We start from the raw sequence: 15,215 nt of genomic DNA on the forward strand, positions 1-15,215 counted from the left end.
CTTGGCCTGGAATACTGGCGTAGGTGCATAGAGTTCGGAGGCAGCGGAGACTGGGAAAAATTGGAGAAAGCTCTGCGCGATGAGGTGCATCATCAGGCGCAGAGCCTGGAGTAGATTTGTGGGGATCCCTCAGGGTCCGATGGCGGTTTTTGGTGCGGGTAACACTTTTGAAGATGGGTCAGGCTTATACAATCATTTCTGGGGTGATGAACCGTCTAGTTATAACCCGGTCAAGGATGCGTTTTATCAAATTCCGGGAGGATACGGGCCTGCCGTGTATAGTGGAGCTGATTTAGTGTTCTCTGCAGGAGCAGGGTTTGTAAAGGTTCCGTTGAAAGTCGTAGCGTCAGATGGCCTGAAGTCGACATCTTTATTCGGTGTAACGGTGAGGCAGTTCGACAATAATAAATTTATACCGCTCACAGGTATCGGTTTGCCTTATGGCTCGGCACTGGGTGTGTACATAGGTGGAGTGGGCGGAAAAGTGTTTGACTTTTATAAGGAGGCTAGCGGTGCGAAACAAAAATATTATTCTAAGGGGGATTATTTTCTTTAGCGTGATCGGATTTGTTTGGTCCGCGTTTCTTCTGGTATCGTTGGTTGTGGTTTTTTTGCTTATGGCAGTTTTGTATCTGTTTTTTGAACCGGATTTCAACGTGGTATTCAAGTGGCTCGGGCTGCCTCTATCAGTTCTTCTGTCAGTGCGTTGGATCTACAAGAACTTTTATAAAGTAAAAGGCTATGTGGAGGGGTGAGTGTTTGTTTTTCTCTTCCCCCCGGTGTCCTTCAAGATAGAGCCAAACGTAACCTGCTCCTGGAAGAGGGAGAACCTACTTGTAGGTTTATCAACAACCCACCTCGAGAACACAAAAATTTGTGCAGTTGAGGGAATTCTTGACTCTTTCAACGGGCAAGAACCTTGGCTGGCTGGATTCAGAGTTACGTTCGAGACCGGTGACTCATTAATCTACCTTAACCAGGGCGACGATGCCGTCGTATTGATTAATGCGCTACCGCCAGTCAGCGTTGGCCTCGAAACCCGCTTCGTTACCTCAATTTGATGAACGCCTTGGCGTCGATAGCAGCCTAGGGGGAGAAGATGAACGAAGAATTCAGCTATGTCTGGCTATTGCCGCTGCTTGAGAAACCTTTCGAAACAGCTGCACTCGATTTGCCTGATGCGGTAAGAGCCCTTAGCAAAAAATATAAGCTACCTGCCGACATAGCGTTGCAGCCGCTGGTGATCACAGCTTTGATGTCGCAATCCGAATATTGGTCGGGACTGGCGCTTAAATGGCTGGAGGATGGCATTCCTATAGACATTCCGCTGACCGCGCTCTTGGCTCATTGCGCCGAGGACAAAACGTTGTCTCAGTCTCGCCGTCATAGAGCACGCAGGCTTGTCGGCCGGAAAAAATTATGGGGCTGAATCCTATGTCTGGCTGTTATCGACCGATTCTGTTGAAAAAGTCGGCTTCAGTTTTCACGGCAGAAAAGTTCGTGCCTGAGATTGAAGTCTGTGCTTTGGGCAAACGGAATTTTTCAACAGAATCGACCCAAAGCGGCCAGTCGTGAAGGCAACTTGATCGTACTCCCTGCAATTCTGTTCTAACCGTCAAACGTGTCTATTATGCTGTCTAGTCGCTTCAGAAAGGGATGTGAATTGCGGGCAGGGGCTTAGAAGAGTCGCTGGAATGTGTATAGCGCTAAGATTAAAGTGGTCGAATGGAACCAAGCACCGAGCGGAAAATATTTGCCAAGATGGGAAGTTACTCAAAAGCTTTCGAGGGAAATGTTCCTCAGTCTGCGCTGATAGGTTAGGGTTGAATTGATGAAAAGTTATCAAGGTAATATTTCTAAAGAATCATTGAATCTGTTTGTTTCAGATATTGGCTCCGGAGAGTTTTTTTCATATGTGGGAAGCTCGGTGTCATTAGAACAAGCAGTTGCGGTTCTAGGTTTGCTTTCTCCTGATTTTATTGAGTCTGACGGCCACGTTTTCTGGCTGCCTAACGCTCAGCAATACGATCCGCAAAATTTTTCTTTAATGGGGCTGGTCGAAACTAGAGCTGGCGTGTGTGAAAAAAGTGTGTCGCGTAGAGATATTGAACGATATAGAAATATTTTCCCTATAAGTCAATTTTTTACAAAGTGGGAAGATACATCGAGTCGCCCTATATTGAAAGTTGGTTTGTCGGAGGAGGATTATCGTCTTTGTCATTTATTTGCTGAGCAGATAGTCAGATATTGGGCGCGCGCATTATCAGAATACTTTCCAGAGAAGGTGTTTCAGTTTGAAGTTGCTGATGATCTTCTCGATGAATATGGAGTTTGCCTGACATTCTGGCAGTCCTAGCAGCAAACTCCGAGCCAAGGGGGTGTAGAAAGGCTTCACAAGACATTCCAAGCATTGAAGCTAGACGGTTCGACGCATCTACATCTTGAGACTGTAGATGTGCGCTCGCGCAGGGGATCAGACCAAACTTCTGTGACTAGGAGTCTTTTGCTATTTGACGTAGCCGCCGAAATTGTGGGGACGAAATCAAGTGACAGTCCCCATGCTAGTGCCAATCAACGCCGGATCTAGGCTCATCAATGGAATCGCTGACGGTCTACTTTTGGCCGATTGCCGCCCGTCACAAAAAGCTATGCTCCTGAGTGGACACCCTCAGCCAAGATCAAAAAGCAGCTCGCCTCTTTACTGCAACGGAACATATATGTCCGTTTGCCATTGATCTTGCGGTGTTTGCGGATACACGCTCAGGTAATGGAAGAACAGTGGTTGATCACGCAGTTCTTCGCCACTGGCAGGCAGCCAATCGCGGTAGATCGGATAGATCGATTCGCCGATGTGGTCCGGCGACCCCACGTGCCGCACTACGACGCAGCGACCACCAGCGATGACCCGCTCGCGCACGCCGAACGCGTTCGGTTTCACCGCCTCGTGAATCTCGCCGCAAATGGCGAAGCGGAATGCTTCTGCTGGCGTGGTGTCTGGGTTGCCGTAGGGAATGCCAAAGCTGCGACTCGATGCCACCGGCGACTGCCCGCTCTGCATGCGCCACTCGATGAACCTGCTCACGCTCTCATTGACGAGCCCGGGGGAGCCGCAATGTTCAAGCGCTGCGACCCGGACGTTGGGGAATTCCACGATTCTTACTTGCATGATGATCGTCCTGGAAAAGTGAGGGATGGCGAACACCGCATGCCAGACCTGCCAGTTCGGAGCCTTCCTGAACGCACTCGGCGTCATGCCGACCGCTCGCTTGAACGCCCTGCAAAATGCCTCGGGACTGTCGAAACCGGCACCGAGTGCCGCCTCCAGTACCGAGTGATCCGCTACGGCGGCCAAGCGATGGGCGGCGCGTCGTAGCCGCATCAGTTGCACATAACGTGAAACCGGCACGCCGACGAACGCGGTGAATTGGCGATGGAAGTGAAACGTCGAAAAATTCGCCACATGGCTCAACGTCTTCACCGACAGATCACCTTCGAGATTCTCATCAATGTAGGCGAGTACGGCGTTGAAGCGCTTTGTGTAAGCGACGTTGATCGGCGTGTCGGGCACTGGGACAAGCTCCTGGAAGTACGGTCGGCAATAGAGTCGACCATAACGACGGGAGCATGCCTAGCCGGGTTTGCTCAACGCGGGTTTTGGGTTGGAACATCCCTGGATGAGTGAGCGCCCCTTTCACCCCCGCAACGTCTCCCATTGAGCGCGCGTAAGTGATTTTTTTAGGTCTATTTTTTAAGCAATATGAAAATAAATCCGTCCCCTTTTTTTGTGGCACATGTGAAAAACGTTTGCTCAGGCCTGGCTGATATCCAGCAATCGAGGCATGGCAATCGCCAGATAATCCTGCGTATCGAGCACCATCGACGCATCCAGCCGCCCCGCGTTGAAGGCTATTTCAGCGTAGCCTTTAGTCAAGGCTGGATCGACGATCAATTGAATTCGCTCATCGAAGACAAAAGGCGGGATGGCGCCGATCCGGCACCCGGTCAGTTCCATGGCCGTTTCGGCCTTCACTAACTCGGCTTTTTTGCCGCCCAGGGCCGCTCCGACTTTCTTCATGTCCAGCTTCTGGTCGCCCGGCAGGATCACCAGTGCATAGGGGCCGGCCTGCCCCTTGAGGGAGCAAAGCATGGCCTTCGCGCCTTGGCCGGGCTCGGTGCCACGGATTTCGGCGACGCGCGCCGACTGGCCCTCGGCATCGTGTATCAACACCCGGTAGGAGGCTGAGCGGGCATCGAGCAGTGCCACGAGGCGATCGAACATGGGGTGCATGCGGTTTTCCTCTGGTTTACAGGAACAGGTCGTAGGACAGTTTGCTGATCAGAATCACCAGCAACACCAAGAAGAGAGCCCGGACAAAGGGCACGCCTTTATGAACCGCCAACCAGGTGCCGGTGAGTGCGCCCAGGATGTTGAATGCCGCCATGGGGATTGCGATCAGGTAGAGCACGTTACCCGTCGGAATGAAGAACATCAGTGCCGCTACGTTGGTCGCGATGTTCACCAGCTTGGCTGATGCCGAGGCATGGAGAAAGTCGAAGGCGAAGCAGCGGATAAACAGGAAGATCAGGAAGCTGCCAGTGCCGGGACCGAACAGACCATCGTAGAAACCGATGGCGCCGCCGATGACGATCGCCAGCAGTTTTTCCTTGGTACCGATGCGCATGGGTTTGTGCAGGGCGCCGAAATCTTTTTTCCAGAAGGTGTAGATCGCCATCAGTACGATCAACACCAGCACCGCCGGCCGGATCATCGACTGGGGTACGAACGACACCGTGGCGGCTCCGAAGAAGGCCATGACAAAAGCCGCGCAGGCGGCGGGGATCACAAGGCCCCAGTCGATTACCACCTTGCGCACGAAGGACCGGGCCGCGAATGCGGTGCCGCAGGCGGCCGCGACCTTATTGGTACCCAGCAGCGCCGCCGGTTGAGTGGTGGGTAGCACGTTGAATAGCGCGGGAATCTGGATCAGTCCGCCGCCGCCCACCGCCGCATCGATCAGACCGGCGGCGAAGGCGAACAGGCAAAGGATGACAATATCGACCATGAATCAGGCTCTTACGATGTAGGGTTGATGAGGGTTCAGCGGCACCACGCGTGCCGGATCATTGACCCCGAAGACGCGCAACATCCAGCGATCACGGCCGTCGTAGCGGGGGGTGAAACCATCCCGGGCATGCAGGGTTTGCTGGTTCTTGAAGATCAGCATGTCGCCTGGTTGCAGCAGTATGTGGTGCACGACATCGGGATGATTGGCGGCGGCGGCGAACAGTTGGAGGGCAAACTTCGCATTGGCGCAGGTCGTTTCGACACTCGCTTTGTTGTAGCGGCAATACAGGCCATCGGTTGCGCTTCTGTACAGCAAGGGGACGTTTTCCAGCACATTCCCCTGTTTGCCGAAAGAAGCCGGCCGGCGAACGGTGAATTTCTGCCGTGACAATTCTTCTTCGACCCAGGTCGGCAGAATGGCCAGCACCTCGTCAATGGCGACGATGCGCGTCGGCACGTCGAGCTCGCAGCGCAGGCCGGTCAGGGACAGGTACTCCGGACAGGCCGACAACTGCGAGACGGGTTCGCAGGTCAAAGGCAGGTGTGGGTTGTCGACATGCATGCCCAGATCCGCGCGCGAGCCATAGGAGCTCTTTTCGGTCTCTCGCTTTTGCTTGGGCGAAACGTGACGGAACACGGTGTCGTGGCTTTCACCCTCGTACGCCAGCGGACGGGTTTGCAGAATTTGCAGCACGGACAAAATAGCCGAGGCCAGAGTCGACACGTTCTCGATACCCGGCTCCAGGTCGTAGGGCGTGGCGGGCAGTTGCGGGTCCAGCGGCAGCCCCCTGAGGATCATCGCCACGTCTCGGGCCTGTGGAAAATTGCGTAGCTGCTGGATTTTCTCGGTGCACAAGACTCTTTCCAGCAACTGCCCCAGGACCGGCATGTGACGGATACCCGAGGCGCTATCGGTCACGTCCAGCGATGCCAGACCGGTCTGAAGTGTGCGTTGTTCTTCGAGCGACAGATGAATTTGCGGTATCTCGCGTCGAATCGAAGTCACTGATTTTTTTTCCAGCCATTCATGAATGACTTCATCAACACAAGCTGCAGCTTTCCCGATTTCTTTATCCAGCTTCGACACGTCCTTGCGCTCCTGTTTGCCCCATCCTTGTAAGTTGAACGGGAAGGTTAACGGAAGGGCCTTTTTTGTGTTGCAATGCCGCGTTGTGAAAAATGCAATGAGGTGGAGAGTGGCATTGAATATGTTGGGGGAACTTGAAGCCTTCGCGACCGTGGCTCGCAAGCGCAGCTTCGTCGCCGCGGCACGGACCCTGGGACGTTCCCCCAGCGCACTGACCCGGGCCGTTCAGGCCCTGGAGGAAAGTGTGGGGCTCAAGTTGTTCAATCGCTCGTCCAATGCCGTGAGCTTGACCGAAGCGGGTGAATGCTTATTGCCCCACGCGTACAAAATGCTCGATCTGCAACGTGAGGTGGATGAAGACCTGGCCGGTCTCAGCGGCCTGGCCTCCGGCTGGATCCGTTTTTCCGCCCCCGAGCTTCTCGGAAACGGGGTATTGCCCCGGTTGATCGCGCAATACTGCGCGCGTTATCCAGACGTAAACATCGATGTGATTTTCACCGATGAGATCATCGACCCGGGCAAGAGCAAGCTGGACTTCTCGATTCGCGGCGCGTTTCCACAATCCAGCGAATTGATCGGCTTTGCGCTCTGGCGTTACTCACGTTATCTGTATGCCAGCCCCGACTACCTGGAGCGCAACGGCATGCCCGACTCCATCGAGGCGCTGGAGTCGCATTCGCTGATCCTGCACACGGCGCCACGGATTCTCAAGGAGTGGAATTTTCGCAGTGAGGAGCAGGCCATCAGCTTTCGGGTTCATCCAAAATTTCGTTTCAGCTCCGGTCTGGCCGTATTCCAGGCAGCCCTGGCGGGCGTCGGGATCGCCCGCCTGGCGGATTGGATGGCGGAGCCCGAAGTGGAAGCGGGGCGCCTGCTGCGGGTTTGTCCCGAGTACAAGCTCACCTCCAGCAGCGGTGAGAGCCCACAGATGCACGCGGTGTACCCGCCCGGAAATTTGCCGCTGCGGGTGAAGGCATTGATGGAGATGATCCGTGGCTTAGGTGAAAGCCTCGAATGTAAACGCGGCGCAGCGCTGATATGAGGTTACGGGTCGTTCAGCCCTGTCCGCTCACTCTGCCGTTGATCAGAAACCCACCCTGGGCTAACGCAGACGAGCATCGACAAGATGCTGAGCCGAGGATTTTGTATTAGGGCTTCATTGGCGCAGTGGTGACTATCGACGCCAGCAATGGGTGAAGCGCAGGAAGACGCCGCGCCCATGTCAGTGCAGCCCCTGACGGCGCGCAATTGTCCAAACACCCAGGCCCCCTGCGGGGTGCGAGCCGGCTCGCGATGGCGTCGTGTCAGCCAACATCAATGGAAGCGCTGGCCTCATCGCGAGCACACTGGATTTTTGATGTTTGCCGGACCACATCATGAGCGCATGGTCGATATCTGCCCGTCATTTCAAATCTGTTCAACCTTTGTCAGATCCACTGAATCCTTTTGAGGCTTCATCCCGCGATGATGTTGAACGCGGTAGTTGCCAACACCTCCCCATTAACCATCACCCGAACCGCATGCACCCCAGCGAAATGCTTGCGCGTCGTAAAATCCTTCATCACCTGTCTGCGCCCCACAACCACACTCTCAAACCCCGCCAATACCAACGTCTTCAACTTAAAAACCTTAGCCGAAACCCCGCCATTCGCCTTCACATAGTCAATCGCATAATCAATCACCAACCGCTGCTCTTCCAGCACCGTGGACTTCACCGTAAACGACAACGTAATCGCTTCCCCCAGTCGCACTACTGCCGGCTCGATCTTCACATCCAGCAACTCAACCTCAGGCTTCGCACCCGCACCAATCACTGTCAGCGCCCGCAAATTCCCCTGCTTGATCAAGCTGCGCAACGCATGCTTGGCAATCCACGCCGTGTGTTTGTTTGCCAGTGACCACCCTTCAATCACATCCAGCACCCACTCTGGATGTTCCTTGGTCACGTCATTCAAATGATTCGCCACGGATTTGCGCACGTACAAGCTCTCATCCGCCTTCAACCGGTCCAGTATCCCGGCGGCCAATTGCGGATCAGCCTGCACCGTTTCCAGCCTGAACGACCATGGCAGGCGCGGGCGGCTGCCTTCGCTGGCGAGGCGGCGGACGTGGTGGTTTGCGCTCTGGGTCCAGTCGTGCATCAGTTCCAGCGTGCGCTCCAGGTCGCTGCGCAGAAAGTGGCGGATGGCGAATTCGGAGGAGCCGAAGGTGGTGAAGTACTTAAGGGCCTCCATGGAGGTATCGAATGCGTGAGCGCCGTAGCTGGCGACGTAATGCGGCAGGCACATGCTGACGAATCCGCTGTTCAGCCGTGGGGCGAGTTCGCGCAGGACCTGGAGGGAATCTTCGTAGTCCAGTGGCAGCACGGTGTGCAGGCTTTCGCTGACGCGGGCCATGCGTTGCATGACTGAGAGGTCGGCGAGGCCGTCGTTGGCATGTTTAAGGAATGTTTTGGTTTTGAATGCCGGGTACACGGCGCTCATTTCGGTGGCAATGTGTTTCAAACGTTCGGCGTTGAAGATTTCCTTGAGGGCCGGCGCAGCATTTTCAGTTGCACTCATGATCAGTTCATCGGCGAGCTGACGAACGCTTCAAGCGTTTCAGCGTAGGCGGTGTATTGGGCGATATGGCGATAGCGCGCAACATCAATCTGGTCCGGCACGACAAGATCAGTGAAACTCCAGGCGACGGCGAGGCTGATGCCGGCCTGGCTGAGGGTGCCGTCGGTGGGCAGGCCGTGTTTTTCGAGTTCGTGTTCCAGGGCAGTGAAGGCAGCGGCGAGTTGGCCTTCGACGCGTTCGACCCATGGTTGGTACTGGATGTCGGCTGGGCGCAGGTTGCGTTCGTAATAGAGTTGCACGGCTTTTTCGCAGGCGGAGAGGCTGAGACCGATCAGGCGCAGGGCGTGGGCGCGTTGCTTGAGCTCGGAGGGCAGCAGGCTTTTGCCGGCGGCGGTTTCGAGGTAGTCGAGGATGAGGGTCGAGTCCATGAGGACGACGCCGTCGTCGAGGATCAGGGTGGGGGCCTTGACCACCGGGTTGATCTGCTGGAATCGCTCGAAGTGGCGGAACACCGAGACTGACTCGTGTTCGAGGTCGATCCCCAGGCGTTTGGCGCTGATCGCCACGCGGCGCACGTAGGGGGAGTCGAGCATACCGATCAATTTCATGACGCGTTCCTTCAAGTCGAACCGGTGAGGTAGGCATAACCTAGCTGAGCCTGAGGGAAATGTCAGGTGTCGAAAACGGCTTGTTCGTGAATTCAGTCGACATTCAATTGCGGCGCAACGGTGGCGGTCGGCAAACCCTTGCGAATGCTGGCTTTGCGCGGTCTCAAGGTCGCTCTGAATAAAAGCGCTGGCCTGCCGATAGCCTTTGGTCGCAGGTCGTCGATAGCCGTTTGTCTTCTATATACAGCCGCTCGACTGAATTTCTTGCTATAAACGCACTCCGATGACCGTTGTGAAGCTTGTGTGAGTGCAGATTCCGGGCGTTGTCGGACAAATTCCCTGTATTTACAGTTGCTGAGGCCTCAATCGGGCCTTAGACTGCCGCCCCTCGTAAATTGAGTGCCGGGTGGCGTTTGCAATAAACGATGCCTTTTCGTCGACCGGACACGGTTCGCCGGAACGCTCCCTAATTCGCCTTAATGCACGTTTTTTTATAGAGATATCAATGACAAAGGACAAGTTGCTGGCCATGCCGGCAGATGACTACATGAATGAAGAGCAACACGCTTTCTTCAGTGAGCTGTTGCAGAACATGAAAGTCGAAACCCATGAGCGCATTGAGCAAAACCGTATCGCTATCGAAAGCCTGGACACCCCGGCCGACCCGGCGGACGCGGCTTCGGTTGAAGAAGAGCGCACTTGGCTGGTAAACGCAATCGATCGCGACCAGCGCATGCTGCCTCAACTGGAACAAGCCCTTGAGCGTATCAAGGAAGACAGCTTTGGCTGGTGCGACGACAGCGGCGAGGCCATCGGTCTGAAACGCCTGCTGATCAGTCCGACCACCAAATACTGCATCGAAGCTCAAGAACGTCACGAGCAGATCGACAAGCACCAGCGTCAGGCCTGATTTCCCAGGCACTGCCATCGCGGGCAAGCCCGCTCCCACAAGGTTTTGCATTGAACCTGTGGGAGCGGGCTTGCCCGCGACGCTTTTTATCGTCCGCCATATTTCCCTGCCGTTCCATTGACCTGCTGCAGACCCCACGACTAACGGACCATAGATAATGGCGTTGTAGTGGCGTTTAATGCAGTCACAATAATGAGAACAAGCGTGGGGTGTTGATATGACGAGAGATGGATCTCTGGTTGGGGCTTTGCCTGCACCAGTGCTTTTGCCGAAGAACCGCTGGATCGCACCGACCTTGCAAAGCATCGCCCTGATGTTGTTGCTCGCCGGTATGACCTTGGGTGGAGGGTCGCTGTACGTCGGCATGCCGCTGGCGGTACTGATTGTCTGGCTGCCGCGCCTGCGCGTCCGAGCCGTTCCCGCTGCACTGCCTGCCGACACCGGCAGCGCCATTTCCGAACTGACCCGCGATCTTTCCTACACCACCAGCCATAACGCCTTGTCGGCAGCCGGCGTCGCGTTTTCGGTCAAGGCGTTGGCGAGCAAACTGGAATCGCAACTCGATGCAGCGGCGCGGATTGTCAGTAATGCTGAGGTGATGATCGCCACCGAGCACGCCACTTCGCAGCTCAGCCGCGAAGCGCTGGCGGCGGCCAGCGAGGCGCATCACAGCAGTGCGGCGGGGCGAACCGAGTTGGTCGACTCGATTTCGCGCATGCATCAGCTCAGTCAGCGCGCCAACGCCAGCCGTGAATTGATCGAGGCCTTGAGCCTGCGCAGCGATGATATTCAGCGAGTGACGTTGGTGATTCAGTCGATTGCCAGCCAGACCAATCTGTTGGCGTTGAACGCAGCAATTGAAGCGGCGCGAGCCGGCGAGCATGGTCGCGGTTTCGCGGTCGTGGCGGATGAGGTGCGTGGGCTGGCGGCGCGCACGGCGTCGGCGACGGGCGAAGTCGGTGAGATGGTCGCGGACATTCAGCAACGTACCGCTCAGGTGGTGGAGCAGATCCGCGAACTGTCGAGTGATCTGCACACGGGCGTCGAACAGGTCGAGCACACCGGCCAGCATCTGGAAAATATCGCGCGCTTGGCGGCGGGAGTGGAAAGTCAGGTCGGTGAGATCGCACGCGGCGCAGAGACCAATCGCGAACAACTCGACAGCCTGTTCAAGGCCATTGAGCAGATGCGCAGCGATCTGGCGATCAGCGATCAACAGACCCGTCACCTCGCCGAAGCGGCAGTGCAGATGGAAGGGCAGGCGGAAACCATCAGCGAGCGTCTGGCCGAAGTCGGCCTGGATGATTATCACCAGCGTATTTATGACCTGGCGCGTGAAGGGGCGAGCCAGATTGCGGCGCGGTTCGAGGCGGACGTCGAGCAGGGGCTGATCAGTCTTGAGGATCTTTTCGACCGTCAGTATCAGGCGATTGCGAATACTCAACCGGCCAAGTATCAGACCCGATTCGACCGTTATACCGATCAGGTGCTGCCGGCGATTCAGGAGCCATTACTGCCGCGTCATGAAGGGCTGGTGTTTGCCATCGCCTGCACGCAGCAGGGTTATGTGCCGACACACAATCAGGCGTTCAGTCAGCCGTTGACCGGGGATGCACAGGTTGATGCGGTGAATAATCGCACCAAACGCAAGTTTGCCGACCGCACCGGGATACGCTGCGGCAGCCATCAGCAACCGGTGTTGCTGCAAACCTATACGCGGGACACTGGCGAGCTGATGCACGACTTGTCGGTGCCGATCATGATCAAGGGGCGGCATTGGGGCGGTTTGCGTTTGGGCTATAAGCCGGAAAGTCCGCGCTGATTGATTGTTGCGATTGATGCAATGAATCTGTGCACGGGCGTCGCTGTTTCCTGCGCAGTGAAATCATTAACATGCCGACTTGGTTAGGTTGCTAATGAAGTCGGGAGGTCTGCATGCCCTGCAGAATTGATGTCGCCGTGATGATCGGCAGTGGCGTGCCCGCCGCGTTGCGTGCGATGGGTCAAAGCGTTTGCTGGGTGGTGTTGCTTGACGGTGAGCGACGCGGCACCGCGTTTGCCAGCCGCGATGAGGCCGAGGAGTGCAGGGCTGCGTGGCTCGCGCAGTTGAAGGCCGAGCCTGGCGACAGCCTGCATTGATCAGGGTTAGTTGCCGTCGTGCAAACGTACGTTGAGCTCGTCGACCACAACGGCTTCTTCGCCGTCGTTGCGCAGCCATTCCTTGAGCAGTTGTGCTTGTGATGGCGTCCAGAAATCGGCGTCGATCAGCTTGGTTTCGGCGTCCAGTGGATGGGCTTCGATGAAATCGTCGATTGCTGTGCCTTCTGAGGGCAGTCCCAGTTGATCGAACAGGGTTTTCAGATCATAGGTCGGCAAGTCCATCGTGTACTCCTTCTGATTGGCGCCGGGATGGCGCAGTCGATCACTTCCTTTATCTGAGGCAGTCGTTGTCCAGGAGTTCGATTTGGATTTCGAGCGAGCGGGCGAGGGCGCAGGCTTCATTGTGATCTTCGCGGAAACCTCTTACGCGTCCGGTGGATTTTTCCTTGATGTGGAAAAAGGCGTTGCCCGCCGGCACCACTTGAAAGCGCGGAGCATGATCGTTTTGTGCGTGTTCCGGCAGATCGTTCATCGCGGCGACATGCATGATCAGAGTTGATTTGAGTCGGGCGTCAGCGGGCATGGCGAAGTGAGTCAGAGTGCACATGTGAAGTCCTTTTCATCAGTTGGCCGATATTTACAGGCCGTTTCGGGTAGTCGTAATGAGCATCGCTGCTCTAGAATCGCCAGTACCTGTTGACGATGGGGCTTATCTAAAGCAATTTTTCGCGAGCGATATGTCGGAAAACTGCTTTTTTTCGTGAGAATTTTCCCTAAAGTTTGTAGTCGGCGTTCTCTGGCCGACGGTAAGGATTATTCCTTCAAGCTTTGGCGACATCGGGGTGAGTTTCGCGAGTGACAATCCAGTAGTCTTACGAAACCTCGCGTTGGATGAGCGGTCTGCTCTGTTCGAGCTTTTATTAGAGTCATTTGGCGGTTCCATCGGCCTGGCCGTTTTTTCGCCGTGCGCGTTTTCCGTGTGCGGTTTTTTCAGATCTGGGGATGTTTCTTTGGCAGTCAGTAATCTCGATATGCATGCTTTGTTCGTGTTGGGTGATTTGCGTGCGAAGCTGGTCAAGCTGTTTCAGTCGCGTTTTGTTTACATCACCGAGCAAAATGCCGAAGGCATTTACGTTGCCGAAATCGACACCGACAGTGCGTTGGTGGTCGATGACAAACCGGGGCTCAAGCTCAAGGTCGGCGATCATTTCAGCGCATCGGTCCTGCCCAGCCGCGAAGGCGGCAAGATGGATATCCGCTTTCGCGAAATCAAACTGACGGTCTATGGGCTTGGCGATTACGCCTTCGTCGACACTGCCGATGGCCACGCGATCCTGTTCAAGGAAGGTCACAGCGTGGTGACCGTGTTCGCCGCCAATGAGCAATTGCAGGAAGGCCTGACCAAGACTCTGAAAGCCGTTACTGCCAAAGCCGCGAAGTGGCGCAAGGGCGAACTGGTGACGTTCAAGGCCAGCGAGTGATCGGTGGATTGAGCCGCGCCGACTTCCACGCGCAGAACCTCGAAAGCGCACGCGAAGAGGCCCGGCGTTTGTTTGCTGCCAAGGCCGAGTTGCAAGGTGCGTGGCTGGGTTGGGTGGCGTCGCAGATTTACACGTTGCGCCCGGCGGAATACGCGAGCATGGTCAGACGCGAGCTGCAAAGTTTGCAGGGAAATGTCTGAAACCTGACATCGTTCGGGGCTTGGCCCTGAAAAAGCAGGAACCTCGGCTAAAGTCAGTTGACTGAGTATTCAGAGGCTTGCGGTCTTCTGTCAGGCCATTCCGCCATTGCTGTGAACAGCACGAGGTGCAATGAATGAACGGATTTCGACGGTTATTGGCTGCCAGCGTGGCCACATTCGGTTTGCTGACGTCAGCGCAGTCGGTGATGGCGGCACCCGCGCCGATCCATTTTGCCGACCTGAACTGGGAAAGCGGCAGCCTGATCACGGATGTTCTGCGCATCATCGTCGAGAAGGGGTACGGACTGCCGACTGACACTTTGCCGGGTACCACCATCACCCTGGAAACCGCGCTGGCCAACAATGACATTCAAGTGATTGGCGAAGAGTGGGCGGGGCGCAGTCCAGTGTGGGTCAAGGCTGAGGCCGAAGGTAAAGTCGTGAGCCTGGGCGATACGGTCAAGGGGGCGACCGAAGGCTGGTGGGTGCCTGAGTACGTGATCAAGGGTGATCCGGCCAAGGGCATCAAGCCGCTGGCGCCGGACTTGCGCAGTGTCAATGATCTGGCCAAATACAAAGACGTGTTCAAGGACCCGGAAAGCCCGAGCAAGGGGCGTTTCCTTAACAGCCCGATCGGCTGGACGTCTGAGGTGGTCAACAAACAGAAGCTGACGGCTTACGGCTTGCAGGATGACTACACCAATTTCCGCAGTGGCTCGGGGGCGGCGCTGGATGCTGAGATCAGTTCCTCGATTCGTCGCGGTAAACCGGTGTTGTTTTATTACTGGTCGCCGACGCCGTTGCTGGGCAAATTCAAACTGGTACAACTGCAAGAGCCGCCGTTCGATGCCGAGGCGTGGAAGACGTTGACCGATGCCGATAATCCCAATCCGAAACCGACCCGCTCACTGGCGTCGAAGCTGTCGATTGGCGTGTCTACGCCATTTCAGAAACAGTATCCGCAGATCGCCGAGTTCTTCAGCAAAGTGGATTTTCCGATTGGGCCGTTGAACAAGGCATTAGCGCAAATGAGCGAGAACTACACCGCGCCGCGTCAGGCAGCGGAAGCGTTTATGAAGGCGCATCCGGATGTGTGGCAGGCCTGGTTGCCGAAGGATGTGGCGGATAAGGTCTCGGCTGATCTGAAATAAGGGTTGAGCCTGCTGGCCTCAACGCGAGCCAGTCCACTCCCACAGTGGAATG

19 protein-coding genes are annotated in these 15,215 nt (G+C 56.0%); 11 read left to right on the top strand and 8 right to left on the bottom strand.

Features of this window, described 5'->3' with window-relative positions; translation table 11 throughout:
- Nucleotides 1–118 precede the first annotated feature (118 nt).
- From AACY02_RS17930 to AACY02_RS17945, 4 genes are all read left to right on the top strand, one after another.
- Nucleotides 119–556: a hypothetical protein gene (locus tag AACY02_RS17930; protein WP_339433094.1), complete on the top strand. Its 438-nt coding sequence runs from the start codon at nt 119–121 to the stop codon at nt 554–556.
- Between the two features lie 199 nt (nt 557–755).
- On the top strand, nt 756–1,061 hold the full coding sequence (locus AACY02_RS17935; protein WP_339433095.1) for a hypothetical protein: 306 nt from the start codon (nt 756–758) through the stop codon (nt 1,059–1,061).
- A gap of 38 nt (nt 1,062–1,099) precedes the next feature.
- On the top strand, nt 1,100–1,429 hold the full coding sequence (locus tag AACY02_RS17940) for a hypothetical protein (RefSeq protein ID WP_339433096.1): 330 nt from the start codon (nt 1,100–1,102) through the stop codon (nt 1,427–1,429).
- Nucleotides 1,430–1,831: 402 nt separating this feature from the next.
- Nucleotides 1,832–2,356 (top strand): hypothetical protein, encoded by a 525-nt coding sequence (locus tag AACY02_RS17945; RefSeq protein ID WP_339433097.1) that lies wholly within the window; start codon nt 1,832–1,834, stop codon nt 2,354–2,356.
- Nucleotides 2,357–2,698: 342 nt separating this feature from the next.
- On the opposite strand, the gene AACY02_RS17950 is transcribed toward AACY02_RS17945, so the two are convergent.
- The 4 genes from AACY02_RS17950 to AACY02_RS17965 form a co-directional block, all read right to left on the bottom strand.
- Complete coding sequence (locus tag AACY02_RS17950) at nt 2,699–3,568, bottom strand: AraC family transcriptional regulator (RefSeq protein WP_339433098.1); 870 nt, start codon at nt 3,566–3,568, stop codon at nt 2,699–2,701.
- Nucleotides 3,569–3,808: 240 nt separating this feature from the next.
- Nucleotides 3,809–4,288 carry a YbaK/prolyl-tRNA synthetase associated domain-containing protein gene (locus tag AACY02_RS17955; protein WP_339433099.1) on the bottom strand — a complete coding sequence of 160 codons (480 nt, stop codon included), beginning with the start codon at nt 4,286–4,288 and terminating at the stop codon, nt 3,809–3,811.
- 16 nt (nt 4,289–4,304) lie between these two features.
- Nucleotides 4,305–5,063: a sulfite exporter TauE/SafE family protein gene (locus AACY02_RS17960; RefSeq protein WP_339433100.1), complete on the bottom strand. Its 759-nt coding sequence runs from the start codon at nt 5,061–5,063 to the stop codon at nt 4,305–4,307.
- Between the two features lie 3 nt (nt 5,064–5,066).
- Nucleotides 5,067–6,071 carry a TauD/TfdA family dioxygenase gene (locus AACY02_RS17965; protein WP_339433101.1) on the bottom strand — a complete coding sequence of 335 codons (1,005 nt, stop codon included), beginning with the start codon at nt 6,069–6,071 and terminating at the stop codon, nt 5,067–5,069.
- Nucleotides 6,072–6,261: 190 nt separating this feature from the next.
- Between AACY02_RS17965 and AACY02_RS17970 the strand changes: the two genes are divergently transcribed.
- A complete protein-coding gene (locus AACY02_RS17970) occupies nt 6,262–7,194 on the top strand; it encodes a LysR family transcriptional regulator (RefSeq protein WP_339433102.1) in 933 nt (310 codons plus the stop codon).
- A gap of 412 nt (nt 7,195–7,606) precedes the next feature.
- Here AACY02_RS17970 and AACY02_RS17975 read toward each other — a convergent pair whose 3' ends face one another.
- Both AACY02_RS17975 and AACY02_RS17980 read right to left on the bottom strand, forming a co-directional pair.
- A complete protein-coding gene (locus tag AACY02_RS17975; RefSeq protein ID WP_339433103.1) occupies nt 7,607–8,713 on the bottom strand; it encodes a DNA alkylation repair protein in 1,107 nt (368 codons plus the stop codon).
- 2 nt (nt 8,714–8,715) lie between these two features.
- Nucleotides 8,716–9,321 (bottom strand): glutathione S-transferase, encoded by a 606-nt coding sequence (locus tag AACY02_RS17980; protein WP_339433104.1) that lies wholly within the window; start codon nt 9,319–9,321, stop codon nt 8,716–8,718.
- Between the two features lie 505 nt (nt 9,322–9,826).
- Here AACY02_RS17980 and AACY02_RS17985 point away from each other — a divergent pair.
- The 3 genes from AACY02_RS17985 to AACY02_RS17995 all read left to right on the top strand — a co-directional run bounded on the left by AACY02_RS17985 (nt 9,827) and on the right by AACY02_RS17995 (nt 12,370).
- The gene (locus AACY02_RS17985) at nt 9,827–10,231 is read left to right on the top strand and encodes a TraR/DksA family transcriptional regulator (protein WP_221729599.1); all 405 of its coding nucleotides are present in this window, start codon (nt 9,827–9,829) and stop codon (nt 10,229–10,231) included.
- A 598-nt stretch (nt 10,232–10,829) separates the two neighbouring features.
- Nucleotides 10,830–12,053 (top strand): methyl-accepting chemotaxis protein, encoded by a 1,224-nt coding sequence (locus tag AACY02_RS17990; RefSeq protein ID WP_445261982.1) that lies wholly within the window; start codon nt 10,830–10,832, stop codon nt 12,051–12,053.
- 113 nt (nt 12,054–12,166) lie between these two features.
- Entirely contained in the window at nt 12,167–12,370 is a 204-nt protein-coding gene (locus tag AACY02_RS17995; protein ID WP_339433106.1) for a hypothetical protein, read from the top strand.
- A gap of 6 nt (nt 12,371–12,376) precedes the next feature.
- Here the strand turns inward: AACY02_RS17995 and AACY02_RS18000 are convergent, their stop codons facing one another.
- Together AACY02_RS18000 and AACY02_RS18005 are read right to left on the bottom strand one after the other, a co-directional pair.
- Nucleotides 12,377–12,613, bottom strand: coding sequence for a DUF2789 domain-containing protein (locus AACY02_RS18000; protein ID WP_339433107.1), 237 nt, complete (start codon nt 12,611–12,613; stop codon nt 12,377–12,379).
- Between the two features lie 49 nt (nt 12,614–12,662).
- A complete protein-coding gene (locus AACY02_RS18005) occupies nt 12,663–12,878 on the bottom strand; it encodes a hypothetical protein (protein WP_339433175.1) in 216 nt (71 codons plus the stop codon).
- Between the two features lie 484 nt (nt 12,879–13,362).
- On the opposite strand from AACY02_RS18005, the gene AACY02_RS18010 reads away from it, so the two are divergent.
- The 3 genes from AACY02_RS18010 (at nt 13,363) to AACY02_RS18020 (ending at nt 15,163) form a co-directional block, all read left to right on the top strand.
- Nucleotides 13,363–13,812 carry a hypothetical protein gene (locus tag AACY02_RS18010; protein WP_445261500.1) on the top strand — a complete coding sequence of 150 codons (450 nt, stop codon included), beginning with the start codon at nt 13,363–13,365 and terminating at the stop codon, nt 13,810–13,812.
- An 8-nt stretch (nt 13,813–13,820) separates the two neighbouring features.
- Nucleotides 13,821–14,012 carry a hypothetical protein gene (locus AACY02_RS18015; protein ID WP_339433176.1) on the top strand — a complete coding sequence of 64 codons (192 nt, stop codon included), beginning with the start codon at nt 13,821–13,823 and terminating at the stop codon, nt 14,010–14,012.
- A gap of 134 nt (nt 14,013–14,146) precedes the next feature.
- Nucleotides 14,147–15,163: an ABC transporter substrate-binding protein gene (locus tag AACY02_RS18020; protein ID WP_339433109.1), complete on the top strand. Its 1,017-nt coding sequence runs from the start codon at nt 14,147–14,149 to the stop codon at nt 15,161–15,163.
- Nucleotides 15,164–15,215 lie beyond the last annotated feature (52 nt).

Origin of the sequence: Pseudomonas sp. EA_65y_Pfl2_P78 (assembly GCF_963970495.1) — a bacterium.
Taxonomy (GTDB): Bacteria; Pseudomonadota; Gammaproteobacteria; order Pseudomonadales; family Pseudomonadaceae; genus Aquipseudomonas; species Aquipseudomonas baetica_A.